The sequence below is a fragment of the Streptosporangium sp. CA-135522 genome (assembly GCF_050949235.1).
Taxonomy (GTDB): Bacteria; Actinomycetota; Actinomycetes; order Streptosporangiales; family Streptosporangiaceae; genus Streptosporangium.
Window position 1 is genome coordinate 4,832,300 of record NZ_CP192026.1, and the last position, 16,492, is coordinate 4,848,791.

14 protein-coding genes are annotated in these 16,492 nt (G+C 69.2%); 8 read left to right on the plus strand and 6 right to left on the minus strand.

Features of this window, described 5'->3' with window-relative positions; all coding sequences use genetic code 11:
* Nucleotides 1-234: 234 nt before the first annotated feature.
* From ACQPYK_RS22550 to ACQPYK_RS22565, 4 genes are all read left to right on the plus strand, one after another.
* A complete protein-coding gene (locus ACQPYK_RS22550) occupies nt 235-1,098 on the plus strand; it encodes a universal stress protein (protein ID WP_433258137.1) in 864 nt (287 codons plus the stop codon).
* A 421-nt stretch (nt 1,099-1,519) separates the two neighbouring features.
* Entirely contained in the window at nt 1,520-2,719 is a 1,200-nt protein-coding gene (locus tag ACQPYK_RS22555) for a cytochrome P450 (protein WP_433258139.1), read from the plus strand.
* A gap of 287 nt (nt 2,720-3,006) precedes the next feature.
* Nucleotides 3,007-3,141, plus strand: a complete 135-nt coding sequence (locus tag ACQPYK_RS22560; RefSeq protein WP_433258141.1) for a DUF1707 domain-containing protein — start codon at nt 3,007-3,009, stop codon at nt 3,139-3,141.
* Nucleotides 3,142-3,175: 34 nt separating this feature from the next.
* Nucleotides 3,176-6,319: a BTAD domain-containing putative transcriptional regulator gene (locus tag ACQPYK_RS22565; RefSeq protein ID WP_433258143.1), complete on the plus strand. Its 3,144-nt coding sequence runs from the start codon at nt 3,176-3,178 to the stop codon at nt 6,317-6,319.
* Here ACQPYK_RS22565 and ACQPYK_RS22570 read toward each other — a convergent pair.
* Complete coding sequence (locus ACQPYK_RS22570; RefSeq protein WP_433258145.1) at nt 6,303-7,064, minus strand: ABC transporter permease; 762 nt, start codon at nt 7,062-7,064, stop codon at nt 6,303-6,305. The genes ACQPYK_RS22565 and ACQPYK_RS22570 overlap by 17 nt on opposite strands.
* Nucleotides 7,061-8,005: an ATP-binding cassette domain-containing protein gene (locus tag ACQPYK_RS22575; RefSeq protein ID WP_433258147.1), complete on the minus strand. Its 945-nt coding sequence runs from the start codon at nt 8,003-8,005 to the stop codon at nt 7,061-7,063. Before ACQPYK_RS22575 ends, ACQPYK_RS22570 begins: the two co-directional genes overlap by 4 nt.
* 426 nt (nt 8,006-8,431) lie before the next feature.
* Between ACQPYK_RS22575 and ACQPYK_RS22580 the strand changes: the two genes are divergently transcribed.
* Nucleotides 8,432-9,055, plus strand: coding sequence for a DUF4142 domain-containing protein (locus ACQPYK_RS22580; RefSeq protein ID WP_433258149.1), 624 nt, complete (start codon nt 8,432-8,434; stop codon nt 9,053-9,055).
* Between the two features lie 215 nt (nt 9,056-9,270).
* Here ACQPYK_RS22580 and ACQPYK_RS22585 read toward each other — a convergent pair whose 3' ends face one another.
* Nucleotides 9,271-10,824, minus strand: coding sequence for an FAD-dependent monooxygenase (locus ACQPYK_RS22585; RefSeq protein WP_433258151.1), 1,554 nt, complete (start codon nt 10,822-10,824; stop codon nt 9,271-9,273).
* Between the two features lie 94 nt (nt 10,825-10,918).
* On the opposite strand from ACQPYK_RS22585, the gene ACQPYK_RS22590 reads away from it, so the two are divergent.
* Nucleotides 10,919-11,581 carry a TetR/AcrR family transcriptional regulator gene (locus ACQPYK_RS22590; protein WP_433258153.1) on the plus strand — a complete coding sequence of 221 codons (663 nt, stop codon included), beginning with the start codon at nt 10,919-10,921 and terminating at the stop codon, nt 11,579-11,581.
* A 108-nt stretch (nt 11,582-11,689) separates the two neighbouring features.
* Complete coding sequence (locus ACQPYK_RS22595; protein WP_433258879.1) at nt 11,690-11,818, plus strand: transposase; 129 nt, start codon at nt 11,690-11,692, stop codon at nt 11,816-11,818.
* Nucleotides 11,819-12,021: 203 nt separating this feature from the next.
* Here the strand turns inward: ACQPYK_RS22595 and ACQPYK_RS22600 are convergent, their stop codons facing one another.
* The gene (locus tag ACQPYK_RS22600; RefSeq protein WP_433258155.1) at nt 12,022-12,471 is read right to left on the minus strand and encodes a zinc-binding dehydrogenase; all 450 of its coding nucleotides are present in this window, start codon (nt 12,469-12,471) and stop codon (nt 12,022-12,024) included.
* Nucleotides 12,472-12,553: 82 nt separating this feature from the next.
* Nucleotides 12,554-13,792: a glycosyltransferase gene (locus tag ACQPYK_RS22605; RefSeq protein WP_433258157.1), complete on the minus strand. Its 1,239-nt coding sequence runs from the start codon at nt 13,790-13,792 to the stop codon at nt 12,554-12,556.
* A gap of 548 nt (nt 13,793-14,340) precedes the next feature.
* Here ACQPYK_RS22605 and ACQPYK_RS22610 point away from each other — a divergent pair.
* Entirely contained in the window at nt 14,341-14,814 is a 474-nt protein-coding gene (locus ACQPYK_RS22610) for a hypothetical protein (protein ID WP_433258159.1), read from the plus strand.
* A 166-nt stretch (nt 14,815-14,980) separates the two neighbouring features.
* On the opposite strand, the gene ACQPYK_RS22615 is transcribed toward ACQPYK_RS22610, so the two are convergent.
* The gene (locus tag ACQPYK_RS22615) at nt 14,981-16,453 is read right to left on the minus strand and encodes a serine hydrolase domain-containing protein (protein WP_433258161.1); all 1,473 of its coding nucleotides are present in this window, start codon (nt 16,451-16,453) and stop codon (nt 14,981-14,983) included.
* Nucleotides 16,454-16,492: the final 39 nt, after the last annotated feature.

Sequence of the window (16,492 nt, forward strand, 5' to 3'; positions counted from 1 at the left end):
TGCATCCGCATAGCGGGCAGGTGCACACCGATGGCGGGTTCGGTTGCTCGGCGCCTTCCGGTTCAAGACGGCGACAGCGGGCCGCCGGTTGTTCCGGCGGTGATCGCAAGAGGAGGTTCCGATGTCCGTCGCCCATCTCGCATGGTGACCGGAGGTCCCGTGAACGAAGGACCTTTGCCGATGTCGCCGCCATGCCGCCCAGCGATGTGATGAGATCGGGGAAGGGAGAACGTCATGATCCTGGTAGGAGTCGACGGCTCGCAGGCCGCACTCGAGGCCGTGGGCTGGGCGGTACGCGAGGCCCGGCTCCGCGACACCGGGCTGCACATCGTGCACGTCATGCCGGCCTGGCCGCTGGAGATGGCCGAGGACGCTCCGTACGCCGACGTGGGCCGGTGGATGCGCGACGGTGCCGCTTCCATGCTGACAGATGCGGTGGAGCGAGCCCGTGAAGAGGACGGTCGGGTCAGGGTGGAGTCGCTGCTGCTCCCGGGCGACCCCCGACTCGTCCTGATCGAGACCGCGAAGGAAGCCGACCTCCTGGTGGTCGGCAGCCACGGGCTGGGCGGGTTCTCCGGCATGCTGCTCGGATCGGTCGCGCTGGGCGTGGCCGGGCACACCACCTGCCCGGTCGCCGTCATCCGGAATCTGCCCGCGCGGGCACGCGGTGAAGTGGTCCTCGGGGTCGACGGCTCTCCGTGCGGCAGGGGCGCCATCGAGTTCGCATTCGCCGAGGCGTCCCTGCGCGGCGTCGGTCTGCGGGCGGTTCACGCCTGGAGCCGGCCCATCGCCGGCTGCGGCCCATTTGCCCTGGAGTCCGCGCAGGAGACGGCCGGAGGCGAGCGGCGTCTGCTGGCCGAGGCGCTGGCGGGCTGGAGCGAGCGTTATCCGGATGTCAAGCTCGTCGAGCAGGTAGGGCACGGGCATCCGGTGGAGGTTCTGAAGAACGCCTCGGCGCACGCCGACCTGCTGGTCGTGGGATCACGCGGACGCGGAGACTTCGCCGGGCTGCTGTTGGGCTCGGTCAGCCACTCGCTGCTGCATCACGCCGCCTGCCCGCTGATCGTGGCACCCGCCGCGGCGCTCCGCCAGACCTGATCAGAAAGATCACCTTGTCGATGATCGCATGAACGGGTGGAGACGTTTGCCCTTCGTCACCGGCCGATCCAGAGCCGTTGCCGGGCAGGGTTCGGCACTCAGAGAGATTCGGAACGGGCTCCGTGCCGATCTTGGTGACAGCATGGACGCCGAAGTCCGGCCCCGGGGATCAATGGAACCGTGGTCGGCGCTGAGATTGATCTTGGTCGTCCAGCTGTATTGACGGGTTCGCGGTGCACATCTGCATCGCGGACCCGTCTGCTGCGGTGTCGTGTCAGCGGCCGTGTCAGCACGGCAACGGCCCGGTATCAGGGCGGTCGGCGATGGTGGACGCCATGAACGGTTCAGCGACTGCGACCTCGGGGCTGCGAAAGGCACCCAAAGACGAGATCGTGCTCGACGGCTGATGAGAGGAATGACCATGGAACACACCGTCACGACGCTGCCGACCGCGCGTCAGCCCGGCTGCCCCTTCGACCCGCCGGCGGAGCTGATCGACGCCCGTCGGCACAGCCCCATCAGCCACCTCCCCTTCCCCGATGGGCACCAGGGCTGGCTGGTCACCGGATACGACCTGGTCCGGGCGGTTCTGGCCGACTCGCGGTTCAGCTCGCGCAAGGAGCTCATGCGCCACCACCCGCTGATCGACTACGGCGACATCGAGGTCCCCCCGGCGCCGCCCGGCGAGTTCCTGCTGATGGACGATCCGCAGCACAGCCGCTACCGCAAACCGCTGGTGGGCAAGTTCACCGTACGGCGGATGCGGCTGCTCACCGAGCGCGTCGAGCAGGTCGCCGCCGAGCACCTGGACGCGATGGAGAAGGCCGGGCCGGCGGCGGACCTGGTGACCGCGTTCGCCAAGCCCATCCCCTCCATCATCATCTGCGAGCTGCTGGGCGTGCCGTACGAGGACCGGGGCTCCTTCCAGGAGAACATCGACAAGTTCCTCGGCGGAGAGGTCGGCGACGAGGAACTGATCGCGGCCTACACCGCGACCCAGCACTACCTCGCGGAGCTGGTGGCCGCCAAGCGCGCCAACCCCACCGACGACGTGCTCAGCGACCTGCTCGACAGCGACCTGACCGACGAGGAGCTGCGGGGGATGGCCCTGATCCTGCTGTCGGCCGGGTTCGACACCACCGCGAACATGCTGGCGCTGGGCACCTTCGCGCTGCTGCGCAACCCGGCGCAGCTGGCCGCGCTGCGCGCCGATCCCGCGCTCATCGACGGGGCCGTGGAGGAGCTGCTGCGGTATCTGAGCGTCGCCAAGCAGTCCATGAAGACGGCGCTGGAGGACGTCGAGCTGGGCGGCCAGACCGTCAAGGCCGGTACGACGGTCATCCTGTCCTACGCCACCGCCAACCGCGACCCCGAGCGCTTCCCCGACCCCCACGTGCTCGACCTGCGCAGGCAGAACGGCGGGCACCTGGCCTTCGGCCACGGCATCCACCAGTGCCTGGGACAGCAGCTGGCCCGCGTCGAGATGCGCGTCGCGCTCCCCGCGCTGATCAACCGCTTCCCCACGCTACGGCTGGCCGTACCGGCCGAAGAGGTCGGCCTGCGCCCGGAGACCGCCGACATCTACGGGGTCAAGAGCCTCCCGGTCACCTGGGACGCCTGACCGCGAGCCGGTGACGGGCGAGGTCGCCTACGGCCGCCCGCCACCGCGGCGGCCGCTCGCCTGCGACGATCGCGTCCCGGCTGGAGACGGTCGACGACCTGGACCGCGACCTGATGACCTTCTGGAAGGTTCTGCGCGCCCGGCCGAGCCGGCCTACGACGACCTGTCCAGCCTGGACGACCCCGAGCGCGACCGCCGAGTCTGGATACGGCTGGCCCAGGGCCGGACCGGCACGTTGCGCAAGACGGGCTCGCGACATATCGCGATTCCGCATACCATGTCTAACCGTGACCGACGATCCCGCCCTGCCGGCCTCGGACGCCGACCGCTACCGCGTCGCAGCGGCGCTCGGCGAGGCACTCGCCACAGGGAGACTCACCAGCGCCGATGAAAGTGGGCGGTGTGCGCACAGTGGCGGTTAGCCGGTCCTCGCCACGGTTCGGCACAATTACCGATGTGCGAGTCGAATTGCTCGGACCGTTCGAGGTCCGCAACCGTGACGGGGCCGTGGTGGAGGTTCCTGGAATTCGGCTGCGCGCACTGCTGGCTGCACTCGCCCTCGAACCTGGCCGGATCGTCACACGTGCGAGGCTGGTGGACTGGATTTGGGGGCGACAGCCGCCCGCGGACGAAGTGAACGCCTTGCAGGCGCTGGTGTCCAGGCTGCGCAGGGTGTTGCCGGACGGTGTGATCGAGGCGGATTCCGGCGGGTATCGGCTGGCCGTGGCTCCTGACGCCGTGGACGTGTGCCGGTTCGAGCACCTGGTCGGTCAGGCCCGTGCCGCCGAGCCTGCGGCGCGGGCGGATCTGCTGCGCTCGGCCTTGGCATTGTGGCGCGGTACGGCCATGGCGGACATCGCGCTGCGAGACAGCGATGCGTTCGACGCCGCGGTCGCGCGCCTGGACGAACTCTACGTTGCCGCGCTCGGGGATCGGGTGGACGCGGATGTTCGCCTCGGCCGTGGCTCGGAGTTGGTCTCCGAGCTGACCGAGCTGGTTGCCACGTATCCGCTGCGGGAGGGGTTCGTGGCGGCCTTGATGCGAGCGCTCGCCGAGGCGGGGCGGGGCAATGAGGCGTTGACCGCGTACCAGCGGACGCGCGAGCGGCTCGCTGAGGAGCTGGGCGCCGATCCATCGTCCGAGCTCTCCGCGCTGCACACCGCGCTACTGCGTGGCGAACTGGGCGAGCGGACGGAGACCCGCAGGACGAACCTGCGCGCCGAGCTGACGAGTTTCGTCGGCAAGGACGACGACATCTCCGCGGTCGCCGGTCTGGCCATCAAGCACCGGCTGGTCACCTTGACGGGGGCAGGTGGCTCCGGCAAGACCAGGCTGGCCACGGAGACCGCGCGGACGATGCTCGCCGAGCTGCCGGATGGGGCGTGGCTGGTCGAATTGGCCTCGGTGCGGGCAGGCGGTGAGCTGGCGCAGGCCGCCCTTACCGCGATCGGCCTGCGCGACCAGCCCTTGCTCGGTGGTGCGCGGGGCGGGGAACCGATGGACCGCCTCGTCGTCGCGCTCCGGGAGCGCGCGACCCTGCTGATCCTGGACAACTGCGAGCACGTGATCGAGGCGGCCGCGGCTTTCGCGGATCGGCTTCTGGGGGAGTGCCGGAGGCTGCGGATTCTGGCCACGAGCAGGGAACCGCTCGGTATCACCGGGGAGGTGCTGTGGCAGATCGAGCCACTCGCGCTGCCCGCGAAGGGAGCGGACCCCTCCGAGATCGGGTCCTCGCCCGCGGTGCGGCTGCTGCGGGACCGCGCGGGTCTGGTGCGCAAGGACATCGGCTCCGACGCGCACACCTTGTCGGCCATGGCGCGGATCTGCCGGGCGCTCGACGGGATGCCGCTGGCGATCGAACTGGCCGCGGCACGGCTGCGCACCATGTCCATCGATCAGCTGGCACGTCGGCTCGATGACCGATTCCGTCTGCTGACCGGCGGCAGCCGTACGGTGCTTCCCCGGCACAAGACGCTGCGCGCGGTCGTGGACTGGAGCTGGGATCTGTTGACCGAGGCCGAACGTGGCGTGCTGCGGCGGCTCTCGGTGTTCTCCGGCGGGGTGAGCCTGGAAGCGGCCGAACGGGTGTGCGGGGACGAGGCGTTCGCCGGGGAGCAGGTATTCGACGTGCTGACCGCGTTGATCGAGAAGTCGCTGCTGCTCTCCGACGGCCAGGGCACGCCGCGCTACCGGATGCTCAACACCATCAGGGAATACACGGCGCAGCGGCTCGCTGAAGCCGGGGAGACCGAGCCGGCGCGCCGGGCGCATCTTGCCTACTTCACCGAGCTGGCCGAGACGGCTGAGCCGCACCTGCGTCGGGCCGAGCAGCTGGAATGGCTGTCCACGCTCGAGACCGAGCACGACAACATCAGTGCGGCCCTGCGCGGGGCGATCGCCGAGGGATGGGCCCAGGAGGCGATGCGGCTGGTCGCGGCCGCGGGCTGGTACTGGTACCTCAGCGGGCACAGGGCCGAGGGCGCCGAGTTGAGCATCGCGGCGGCCTCGCTGCACGGTGAGGTGTCCGATGAGGTGCGAGCGATGGCGTACCTCATCGTGACGATATTCGTGACCTCCGGGGTCAGCGGCGATCAATATCAGGCGCGGGAGTGGATCCAGGAGGCGCACCGGTTCGCCCAGCGCAGCGGGTCTCGCCACCCGTTGCTCGGGTTCGTCGGCCTGCTGGAGCGGACGCTGCAGGGCCCGACGGAGTTCCTGCCCGCGTTCGAGCCGCTCATCGCCAGCGGCGATCCGTGGGTGCGCGCGCAGGCCAGACTCACTCGCGGCCGATTCCGGCTCTATCTCGGCGGCGACGAGACCGACGTGGACATCGACAGCGAAATCGCCCTCGCCGAGTTCCGCACGCTGGGTGACCGGATGGGGATCTCGTTGGCGCTGACCTTTCTGGCCGATCGGCTCGCCATGCGCGGCGAGTTCGCACGCGCGTGTGAGCTCTACGAAGAGGCGGCTGTGGCGCTGACCGAGGTAGGCGCGACCGAGGACGTGGTCGGCATGCGGGCGCGGCAGGCTCAGTGGTACTGGCTGCTCGGCGAAGAGCGATCCAGCACGTCCGCCATGGCAGAAGCGCAGCGGATCGCTGACCGGATCGTCTGGCCGGACGCGCTTGTCGAGCTGGCGCTTTCGAAGGCGCAGCTGGCGCGCTGGCGCGGCGAGCCGGAGCAGGCACACGAGCACCTGGCCACGGTGCGGGCGGTGCTGGGCGACGCGGAAATGGTCGACTCCGTCCGCGCCATGACCATGCACCTGTACGGCTACCTCACCGAGGATCTCGAGAAGGCCCGCGCCTATCGGACCGAGGCGTTCCGCGCGGCCATGAAGTACATGCATCCACCGGCGATCGCCGATGTGTTGATCGGGATCGCGGATCTCGCGCTGCGCCAGGGACAGTACGAGCAGGCCGTGCGCCTGCTCGCGGCAAGCGACGGCGTGCGCGGCACACCGGACCGTTCGCAGCCGGACGCTTCCCGGATCAGCGAGGAAACGCGTAATCGCCTCGGCGAAACCGTGTTCGCCGAGGCGACCCGCGATGGCCGGCGCCGGGACTTCCGTGAGCTGGCCGAGATCACGCTCGCTTCGTGAACGTCGCACGGGCCCACAGGTAGCCGATCAACGTGAGCCCGACACACCAGGCGACCGCCGTGATGGCCGTGCCCGTCGATGACGTGCCGGTCAGGAACCCGCGCAGGGTTTCGATGATCGGGGTGAACGGCTGGTACTCCGCGAATTCCCGCACACCCGGCCCCATCTTGTCGGCCGGCACGAATGCGCTGCTCAAGAAGGGAAGAAGCATCAGCGGGACGCCGAGGATGCCCGCGCTTTCCGGTGACTTCGCCGCGAGACCGGCAGCGATGGTCAGCCAGCTGATCGCCAGTACCGTCAGCACGATGATGCCGATCGCGCCGAGCCACTCCGGGAAACTCGCCGACGGGCTGAATCCCATCAGGAACGCGACCCCGATGACGAGCGTGATGGCCATCAGGGTTCGTAGCATGGTCGCGATCACGTGCGCGTTCAGCACCGCGGCCCGTGACACGTCCATGACGCGAAGCCGGTTGATGAACCCGGTCGTCATATCGGAATTCACCCCGGTCGCGGTGGGGCCGATGCCGTAGCCGATGGTCATGATGATCAACCCTGGCGTCGCGTAGTCGACGTAGTCGGTGCCGACGCTGAATCCGCCGCCGAGTACGTAGACCATGAGGAACATCAGGAAGATCGGCATGATGACGGCGTTGAGCAGCGTCAGCGGATTTCGCGTCGTGTGCCGGAAGTTGCGCCGCATCATGGTCGCGGAATCCGCCAGGGAAGCTGAGATGGCATTCATCGTGCGCTGACCTCCTTGTTTCCGTGACCGGTGAGGGCGAGGAAGACGTCATCCAGATCCGGTGTATGCACCGACAATTCCTCGACTTCTATGGAGTGCTCATCGAGCCGGGCCAGCAGCGCACGCAATGACCTCACCCCGCCGTCGCCGGGAACACGCAAGGTCAGCTCTTCGTCGTCCCTTGAGGCCTCGTGCAGGACCCGTGCCGCGACGTCGAGTTCGTGCCGATCGGTGAACCGCAGCCGGACATGGCTGCCGGGAACCCGGCGCTTGAGCTCAGCGGCGGTGCCTTCGGCGACCAGCCGGCCCTGATCGAGTACGGCGATCCGGTCGGCGAGTTCGTCGGCCTCCTCGAGATACTGGGTGGTGAGGAAGATGGTCATACCGTCGGCGACCAGTTCCCGGATGATCTCCCACATGGTGCGGCGGCTGCGCGGATCGAGTCCCGTCGTGGGCTCGTCCAGGAAAATGATCTGCGGCTTGCCGACCAGCGTCATGGCAAGGTCCAGCTTGCGGCGCATGCCGCCGGAGTAGGACGCCGCCGGTTTGCTCGCCGCTTCAACCAGATCGAACCGGTCGAGCAACCGGTCGGCGATTCGCTTGCCCTCTGCCTTGGGCAGGTGCAGGAGATCCGCCATCAGCAGCAGGTTTTCCTCGCCGGTGAGCAGGTCGTCCACCGAGGCGAACTGCCCGGTGACCCCGATCGCCGCGCGCACCGCTTTGGTTTCCGTGGCCACGTCGTGCCCGGCGACGACCACCTTCCCGGCGTCGGGGGTCAGCAGCGTGGTCAACACGTTCACCGTCGTGGTCTTCCCGGCGCCGTTGGGCCCGAGCAGGGCGAAGATCGTGCCGGTGCGGACATCCAGGTCGATGCCGTCGAGCACGATCTTGTCTTTGTATGCCTTTCGCAGCCCCGAGGCCGCAATGGCTGAACCGTTCATGGCGTCCACGATCGCCGACCGCTCTGATACCGGGCCGTTGCCGTGCTGACGCGGCCGCTGACACGACCCCGCATCGGACCTGATCGCCGCCGGGACCTCTGCCGGACTGGCGCGCCGCCCGACGGCATCGCCGCCGGCCACGTTGAAGGGAAGGGCGCGGGCGGCGACGGCCGGGGTGGCGTTGTGGCCGAAGGTGGGCAGATCGGTTCCGGCGCTGTAGCGCCCGCCCGAGCAGGTCTCCAGCGAGGGTTGTCCTTCAATGTGGATTCCGCCGTCCAGGGTCTGCGACAGCGTGACAGGGGACCACCCCGATGCCCCCTCAACAGTGTTTTTAACATCTTTTTCAACTAAATGCTGATATATCAATAAACATCAGTGCATATGTGGAGAAAGTCCTAATACATTCGCGCACTGACGGAGAATTCAATGATCCGAAGGATTATCGTCCTGCTGGCCGTCGCGGCCGTCGTGCTGGGCGGCACCGCCGGAGCCGTTGTCGCCCAGCCAGATCTCAACGAGCAGGACAAGAGGTTTCTGGTCCAGGTGCATCGGGCCAACCTGACCGAGATCCAGGCGGGGAAGCTCGCCCAGCAGAGGTCGACGGACCGGAGCATAAGCGACATCGGGAAGATGCTTGTCGACGACCATACGAAGCTGGACGAGAGCGTGCGGCAGGTGGCTCGGCAGGCTGAAGTGCCGCTGCCCGAAAATCCGAACGTCAACCAGCGTGAGCAGTTCGCCGATCTGTCGAAGCTGACCGGGCAGGTCTTCGACAACGCGTGGCTGGCCGCGATGATCGCCGGCCACCGCCAGACCCTCGTCCGCCTGGATCGGGAGCTGAGCGAAGGTTCCTCCCCTGAGGTGAAGAAGCTCGCCGAGGACGCCAGGCCGGTGGTGCGGGAGCACCTGAGCCTGCTCCGGAAGGCCCGCGGCGGCATCATGAGCCCCAGCCCCAGCCCTAGCCCTAGCCCCAGCCCCGACGGCACTATGAGCCCCGGTCACGAGGGCACCGTGAGCCCCGCTCCCAGCCCCGGCGGCACCGGCGAGTGACAGGGCGGAGAGGACGACTGAGCCACTACTTCCCGGTTTGATGTATCGGCATCATCGGTCGTAGTCCCGGGTTCCGCTGCAGGCCTGCGCGGGGAGCCTTGAGCCCGCGGTTGGCATGATGTCCGCCAAGTTCACGCGGGCATCATGCCAACCCGCACCAAAAGATCGAATCAACCTGACGAAGTACTACCAGAAGGGCGTGTTCGGGGTCCGGATCACCTCGCGGGGCCGAACCAGGTGGCCAGCGTCTCGCCGAGATTGTCGCGTCCGCCCGCCCAGGCCACGTATCCGTCGGGCCGTACCAGCAGGGCGCCTGCGTCCGTCACGGCCTGGGCGACCGCAGCGCGCACCCGGTCCCGGTACCCCGCCACGGCCTCGCCGGGCCAGCTCTCACCGGGCGCCCCGACGAGCAGTCCGCGGCCGTCCGCCAGCAGCCCACCGGCCGGGGGGAACGCCGCGTCCTGTGCATGCCCGCTCAGCGGTCCCACCGGCGTCGTCTCTCCCAGCGGCGGGACGAAGCGGCCGACCAGGGGCCCGGCGTCGGGCGCGTAGTCCACGTCCGTGCCCTCGACCATCGCCGCGAAGTGCCGCCGGGCGTCGGGCAGCTCCAGCACCTCGGCCAGCACCTCCCGCAGTGCGTCCACCTGAGCCCCCGGCCGCATGAGTGCCACCTGCGCCCGGGTGTTGCGCAGCACCCGGGCGGCCACCGGGTGCCGCTCGGCGGTATAGGTGCCGAGGAGGCTGTCGGGTGCCAGCCCGCGTGCCACCAGGGCGAGCTTCCATCCCAGGTTGAGTGCGTCCTGCAGGCCGAGGTTGAGCCCCTGCCCGCCGATGGGGGAGTGGACGTGCGCCGCGTCTCCGGCCAGCAGGACCCTGCCCCTGCGGTAGGTGTCGACGTGCCGGGTGTTGTCGCTGTAGCGGATGCCGGTCTCCAGCCGGGTGACGACCACGTCGATGCCGGTCACGCGCCGCAGGCTCTCCTGCAGCTCCGGGGCCGTCATCGGTGCGTCCCGATCACCCGGCCCGCCGTCGAACTCGATGGTGGCGATCTCGCCCGGCACCAACGACAGGTTCACCAGCCCACGGGGGCCGCGCAAGGATGAGGTGATGGCGCCGGGGTCGGCCAGCTCGGCCTCCGCGGTCCGCCCGGTCATGGTCGCGGGCGTGCCGGAGAAGGCGAACTCGGACCGCTTGCGCACCACGCTCCGCCCGCCGTCGCAGCCGACCAGGTATGACCCGCGTATCACGCGCCCGTCGGCGAGCGTGGCGGCGACGCCCGTCTCATCCTGCGTCACTTCCGTCACCTCGCAGCCCTGACGGACCGTGACTCCGAGCTCGGCGGCTCGCGCGGCCAGCACGCTTTCGAGCCGGTGCTGCTTGAGCATGAGGTATTCGGCGCCCCCGGCCGGCTCCAGCAGCGGCAGCCCGCTGAAGTGCCCCCTGATCATGCCTTTCTGGACCGCCTCGACCATGAGGGCGATCACGTCCGCCTGGGTGGATGAACCGCTCGCCACGTCGTCGCCCGATCCGCCGCACCCGCTCAGCTCGTCGAGCATCGCCTGCTGCGCCTCGGCCAGCGGCCCGGTCAGGCCGCGCAGGGCCAGCGACCGCAGGGTGCGCGCGTTGAGCGAGCGCAGGCCGAGGCTACGGGTTTTGCGGTCCTCGCCCGAGGTCGCTTCCAGGACCAGCGCGTCGGCCCCGGCCAAGGTCAGCTCGCAGGCCAACAGCAGGCCGACCGGCCCGCCGCCCACGATGATCACATCGGTCACCCGAATCTCCTTACTTACGCCGTATACTTACTTCGTAAGTAGAACACATACAGCGTAAGCTTTGTCAAACAATCCGGAGGGGAAGGATCACTCGATGACCCGGCGCGAGCCGTTGAACAGGGAGAAGGTTCTCGACGCCGCCCTGGATCTGGCCGACAGAGAGGGCCTGGAGGGGCTGTCCATGCGGCGCCTGGCGAAGACGCTCGGCGTCGAGGCGATGTCGCTGTACAACCACGTCTCCAACAAGGCGGATCTCATCGACGGCATCGTGGAGCGCGTGTTCGAGCAGATCGAGCCCCCTGACTCGGCGCTGCCCTGGCCGGAGCAGGTGCGGACGTCGGCGCTGGCCCTGTACCGGGTCTTCAGCCGCCACCCGGTGGTGCCGCTGGCGCTGGCCACCGACCGGTCCAATCCGACCTCGCCTCATGTGATGAGGACGATGGACGGTCTGGTGGGAGCGCTGTTCGAGGCGGGGTTCGACGAACTGGGCGCCTGGCGGGCGCTCGGGGCCGTGAACGGGCTGGTGTTCGGCGCGCTGCTGCTGTCGACGGGCGGATTCACCGGCGCCCCCGGAGTGCACGCGGGCGAGGAACAGGTCGGGGTCTACATCCGCCGGCTCGACCCGGCGCGACTGCCGCACTTCAGCAGGCTGCTGGCCTGGACGACCGAAGACCTCGTGGATCCGGAGGCGGACTTCGAGCAGGCTCTGGACATGCTGATCCAGGGCCTGAGGTCTGTGCGAGGTCCGGACCATTAGGGCCTGTGCGGAGTTGAGATCAGAGGGATTCGCCTGCGCGGCGGTCTGCGGTCCTGATAGGCCATCGCCATGGCGCGTGAAGACCTCACCGACGAGGAGTGATCCCTGATCGAGCCGCACCTGCCGCCGGTTGAGCGCGGCCCGAGCCCGGACCTGCGGCAGCAGGTCACCGCCGTGAGGTGGCGGTTTCGTACCGGCAGCCCGTGGCGGGACCTGCCCACCGAGTACGGGCCGTGATCCACCGTCTACGACCGGTGTTCCGATCGTGGGCCATGGTCGGCGTCTTCGAGCAATAGATGCAGGCGATGATCGCCGAGGCCGCTGCCCGCGGGCGGGCCGCTCGGGCCGGCGGCTGGTGAGTGAGCCGTAGCCGTCCGGGGTCTCATCGTCGTTCATGGGACGTTCCGTGTGCGGTGACGGGTGGTGTGTCCGAGGCGGCGTCATGGTGCAATGCGCAGCACGAGCTTGTCGCGGGTGCGTACGCCTTCACCTCGGGTACGGGCGTGGGCCGCCTGCTCCAGCGAGAATGTCTCCTTCGGTTCGACCGTCACGTCCCCGGCGTCGACGAGTGCCGCGATGCGGCTCAGTACCGTGCCGTCGGGCTCGACCAGAAAGGCGCTGGTCCGTACTCCGCGTTCCCGGGCGGCGGCCTGTGGTTCCGGGGACACGCCGGCAACGGCGCGTCCGACAGGTACTTCGCCTCGTACACGGCCAGCTGATATAGGGAGGCGGTCGGCCCGAAGTCGTCGCCGCCGCACGCGGGGCACCGCACGCGGCCGTCGTCGAGCAGCGCGGCCGCGCCGATGGGTGCCGCCACCCGAGGTGTTGGTAAGGAACGCGTCACCAGCCGCCAACGCCCGCGTCTGCCTGTCATGTTCGGCCGCCGCCACGAAAAGGCCCTCGAACGGGGGCTGAGGGGTCCCTGGGCGGCCCGCGCGGATAGGCGGGGTCCGTCGCGCGGGCCTCCGGGGATCAGCCTGCGGACCCGCTCCGGCCGATCATGTCGAGCAGAAGCTCGGCGGCCAGCTCCGCCCCGTCTGCGCGAACCGTCTCGGCCACGACAGCCGCGCGGGCACCGGTCTCGGGGGCCAAGGTGATCTTGAGTGCGGCCGACAGGGACTCGGCGGTCGGCGTCGGACCGTCGTGTCCCGTTCCGATGCCCAGCTCGGTTACCCGGCCCGCCCAGTACGGCTGGTCGGCGACCTGGGGCACGATCACCTGCGGCGCCCCAGCACGGGCCGCCGTCACCGTGGTGCCCGCGCCGCCGTGGTGTATGACCGCGGCCACCCGGCCGAACAGCTCCTGATGGTTGACCTCGCCGACGACGAAGCAGTTGTCCCGGTCGTCGATCAGGGCCAGGTCGGCCCAGCCGCTCCCGAGCAGGACGCGGCGACCCTGCGTCCGGACCGCTTGGATGACGGCCCGGGAGACGTCCTGCGCGTTCGCGCCCCGCATGGGCATGCTGCCGAAGCCCACGTACACCGGCTCCGCACCGGCGGCCAGGAACGCCTCCAGATCGGCCGGGAGCGGGCGCTCGTCCGGGCGGATCCATGCGCCGGTCTGTGCCACGTCAAGCTCTGGCGTCTCCTGCCAGGGGCCCAGGACCGGGTCGGCCGCCAGGAACGGGTGGTCGGTGAAGACATGGTCGCGGATGCCGTCCACCGGCGACAGGCCGATCGAGGCCCGGTGGGTGTTGATCGTCTCGCCGAAGAGCGCGTTCATGTGCTCGGCGTTGAGGTCCCACAGCACCCGGTTGTCGGTCACCTCCGCGGGGACCTCCTGGCCCGGCCAGGGGCGAGGCGGGTGGTGCGGCGACGGCAGGTAACTCGGAGAGAAGGACGTGAACACATAGGGCACGCCCAGTTTCTCGGCCGCCGCCCGCGCACCGGCCACGGCGGGGAACGAGCCGGTGGCCACCACCGCGGCGCAGCCCTCGGCCACCCCGGCGACCGCCTCGTAGGCCATGGCGGTCAGTTCGGCGGCGATGTCGGACAGGCGCGCCTGCGCCTTGCCGGGGACCGCCCCTGTCGCCAGCGCGCGGATCGGCCAGCCGACGGGAGTCAGCGGCACGTCGGTGCGGTCCAGCAGCTCCGCGAAATCCGGTGGCGCGCACACCCGCACCTCGGCGTCGAGAGCCTGTAGCTGCAGTGCCAGCCCCGTCATCGGCCCGACGTCCCCGCGCGACCCGTAGGTCACCAACACAACGCGCATTCCACGACCCCCACTTTCTGTACGTTCCGGCGTCGAGGGGTGATTGTGTGGTATGACCGGGGCCTTGTGGCAAGGCCCCCCATGCGCTATAGGTTGGAAGTGGCAAGGAGCGGATATCCCTCCTTGCCCTTGTTCTGCCGCTTCGCCGCCCAGTAGGCAGCCTCCTCCCGCGCTGGGGAGACGACTCCAATACCAACGCCGAAACCGGCTTGTCGGGATCGGGGTGGCGGTAGATCGTGGCGCGGCTGACACCGAGCCGATCGGCGATCTGCTGAACGGTGTAGCGGTGCTTACCGTCATCGCCCTTAACCCAGAGGTTGTTCCTTAGGTCAGCGGCATCTTCGGCCCGGCCCACCGCACCCACTAACCGGCACACCAGCCTGCGGTGCCCTCGCATCAGAGCAGGTCAGGGGCATATCCGTTGGATTTTCCACGATCACTACCGGGACCCTCGTCGGTGAAGTCATAGGTCGGGGCGCCGCCCCCGAAGACGACGATCCGCTTGCCTCTGGCTTGGGCTCGGGCACCGGATATGGTCAACTTTTTGGGTGAGTGCTCTCCTTGGAAGCCTGGTCGCCGTCCTGGGGACCCTGCTGGGGTCCTTCAGCACCTACCTGTTCCAGCAGCGGACCGCCATGCGGGCTGAGGCGGTCGTACGCGAGGAGCGGCTGCGCCAGGAACGGCTGGCCGCCTACAGCGAGTTCGCCGCCGCGGTGACTGAGCTCAAGCGCGCTGTCGTCGCCGCGTGGCTCCGACGGTCGGATCCTGCCGAACTCAACCGTGCGCTCGCCGAGGCCGACCGCCTGGGCGCCCTGGCCGAGACTGCGCGCTTCCGGCTGCGGCTGGTGTCAGGCCGGCCCGAGCCGCTCGCCGACGCCGCGTTCGCATACATGGACGCGCTGCGCGACGCGGCAGACCAGGCCGAGCTCACGATCCGTGAGGCAGAGTTCGAAGCCGCGGTGTCGGCGTTCATCACGGCCGCCGCGGAGTGCCTCCTCGCCCCTCGGCGCACCGCACCATAGTCCAACTACTGCGGCGAAAGACCCAGGCGTTGCTGTCTCTCGCCGACATTCCGCACGCTGGAAGGTCACGGAGTGCTAAGGCTGTGCCCTGCCGCCTTCAGTCTCTGACCGGCAACGCCTCATGAATTCTCAGTCCTTGGCGGCTCCGGCCGGCTTCCCGCCCAGGTCAGCTGTCCGCCATGGCCGGCCGTACCGATGCGAAGGTCGCCTGACCTGCGCGGCGGAAGCACCAGAGGCGACGGCCGAGTGCGACCGCCCCGAGCACGCAACAGGTGAGGCAGAAGAGCACCGGCAGCGGCAGCAGCCAGACGGTGACGATCCAGTACTGGAAGTTGAACGCCCCCCAGATCAGGGTCGGCAGCACCGCGCCCAGCACCGTCACCAGGGCAAGGGGCACGAGCCGTAGAACCAGCATCGGCCGGCGCGCCGCGCGGCGTCGCGAGGCCCAGCGGCGCGCTCGGACGGCCGCGGTGACCAGCAGTGCGGCCATCCCCGCCGTGAGCCCGAGCAGGACCGCGTTCACGACGGTGAGCGGGTTGCTCATCGGCGTTGCCGGTGCCCCGATCCGTTCGGCGAGAAGGTTGGTCGAGAGCAGGCTGGGATCGCCGCCGCTGTTGGTGAGGACGAGGGCGGCCACACCGGTCTTGGGCGAGAAGACCATGTCCCCGGTCCACGTCGCCAGCGTTCCGCCGTGGCCGATCACCGACGGCGGGGCGTCTGCTGCGACGGGGCGGAACTGCCAGCCGAGGGCGTAGTCGCCGGCCTTCGGCTGGACGGTGTGCAACTCGGCCAGGGAGCCGGCACTCAGCAGGCCCGCCCCGAAGGTTCCCTGGTTGAACCGCAGCCACCGCACCATGTCGTCCAGGGTCGAGATCACCCCGCCGTTGCCGACGCAGATCCCCGGCATCTCCGGTGCCGCGACGGCAACCCCGAGAACGACCTCGTACCCGGACGGCAGGCCCTCGGCACGATCGGAACACCCCAGAGTCGAGCTGGTGCCGGTCATGCCCAGCGGCGTGAACAGCTCGGTGTGGAGGAAGGCGTCGAAGGACTTTCCCGACACCACCTCGACGATCCTCGCCGCGGTCGAGTAGTTGGTGTTGTGGTACTCCGAGCGGGTGCCCGGATCGGCGGCCAGGGTCTTGTCGGCCAGCCCGGCCACGACGTCCTGCGCGCTGCGCGGAGGCGGGAACACGTACTCGTTGTTCGTGCTGTTCGACAGCCCCGAGGTGTGGCTGAGGACCTGGCGCACGGTGATCCGGGTGAAGCGCGGATCGGCCATCCTGAAGTCAGGCAGGACCTTGATGACCGGGTCGTTCAGGGAGACGCGGTCACGGTCGACCAGCAGCATGATCGCCGCAGCCGTCATCGACTTGCTCATCGACGCGATCCGGAACCGGGTCCGCGCCGTCACCGCGTTGCCGCCCCCGTCCCGGCCGCGGACGATCGTCTCGACCGACGACCCGTCGATCACGGCCGCCGCGACACCCGGCGTACCGTAGACGGAGCGGTAGTCGTCGACCAGTCGTTCGCCGGTGGCATGGGCCGGTGCCGCCCAGCCGAGCAGCACGGCGACGAGCACACCGCCGAGGACGAGGAGGGAGGTCACACGAGGAAAGCGCAGACGTAGGAAATGCACGACGTCGAACCTAGGCCGGGCGTCACCGGCCGACATCAC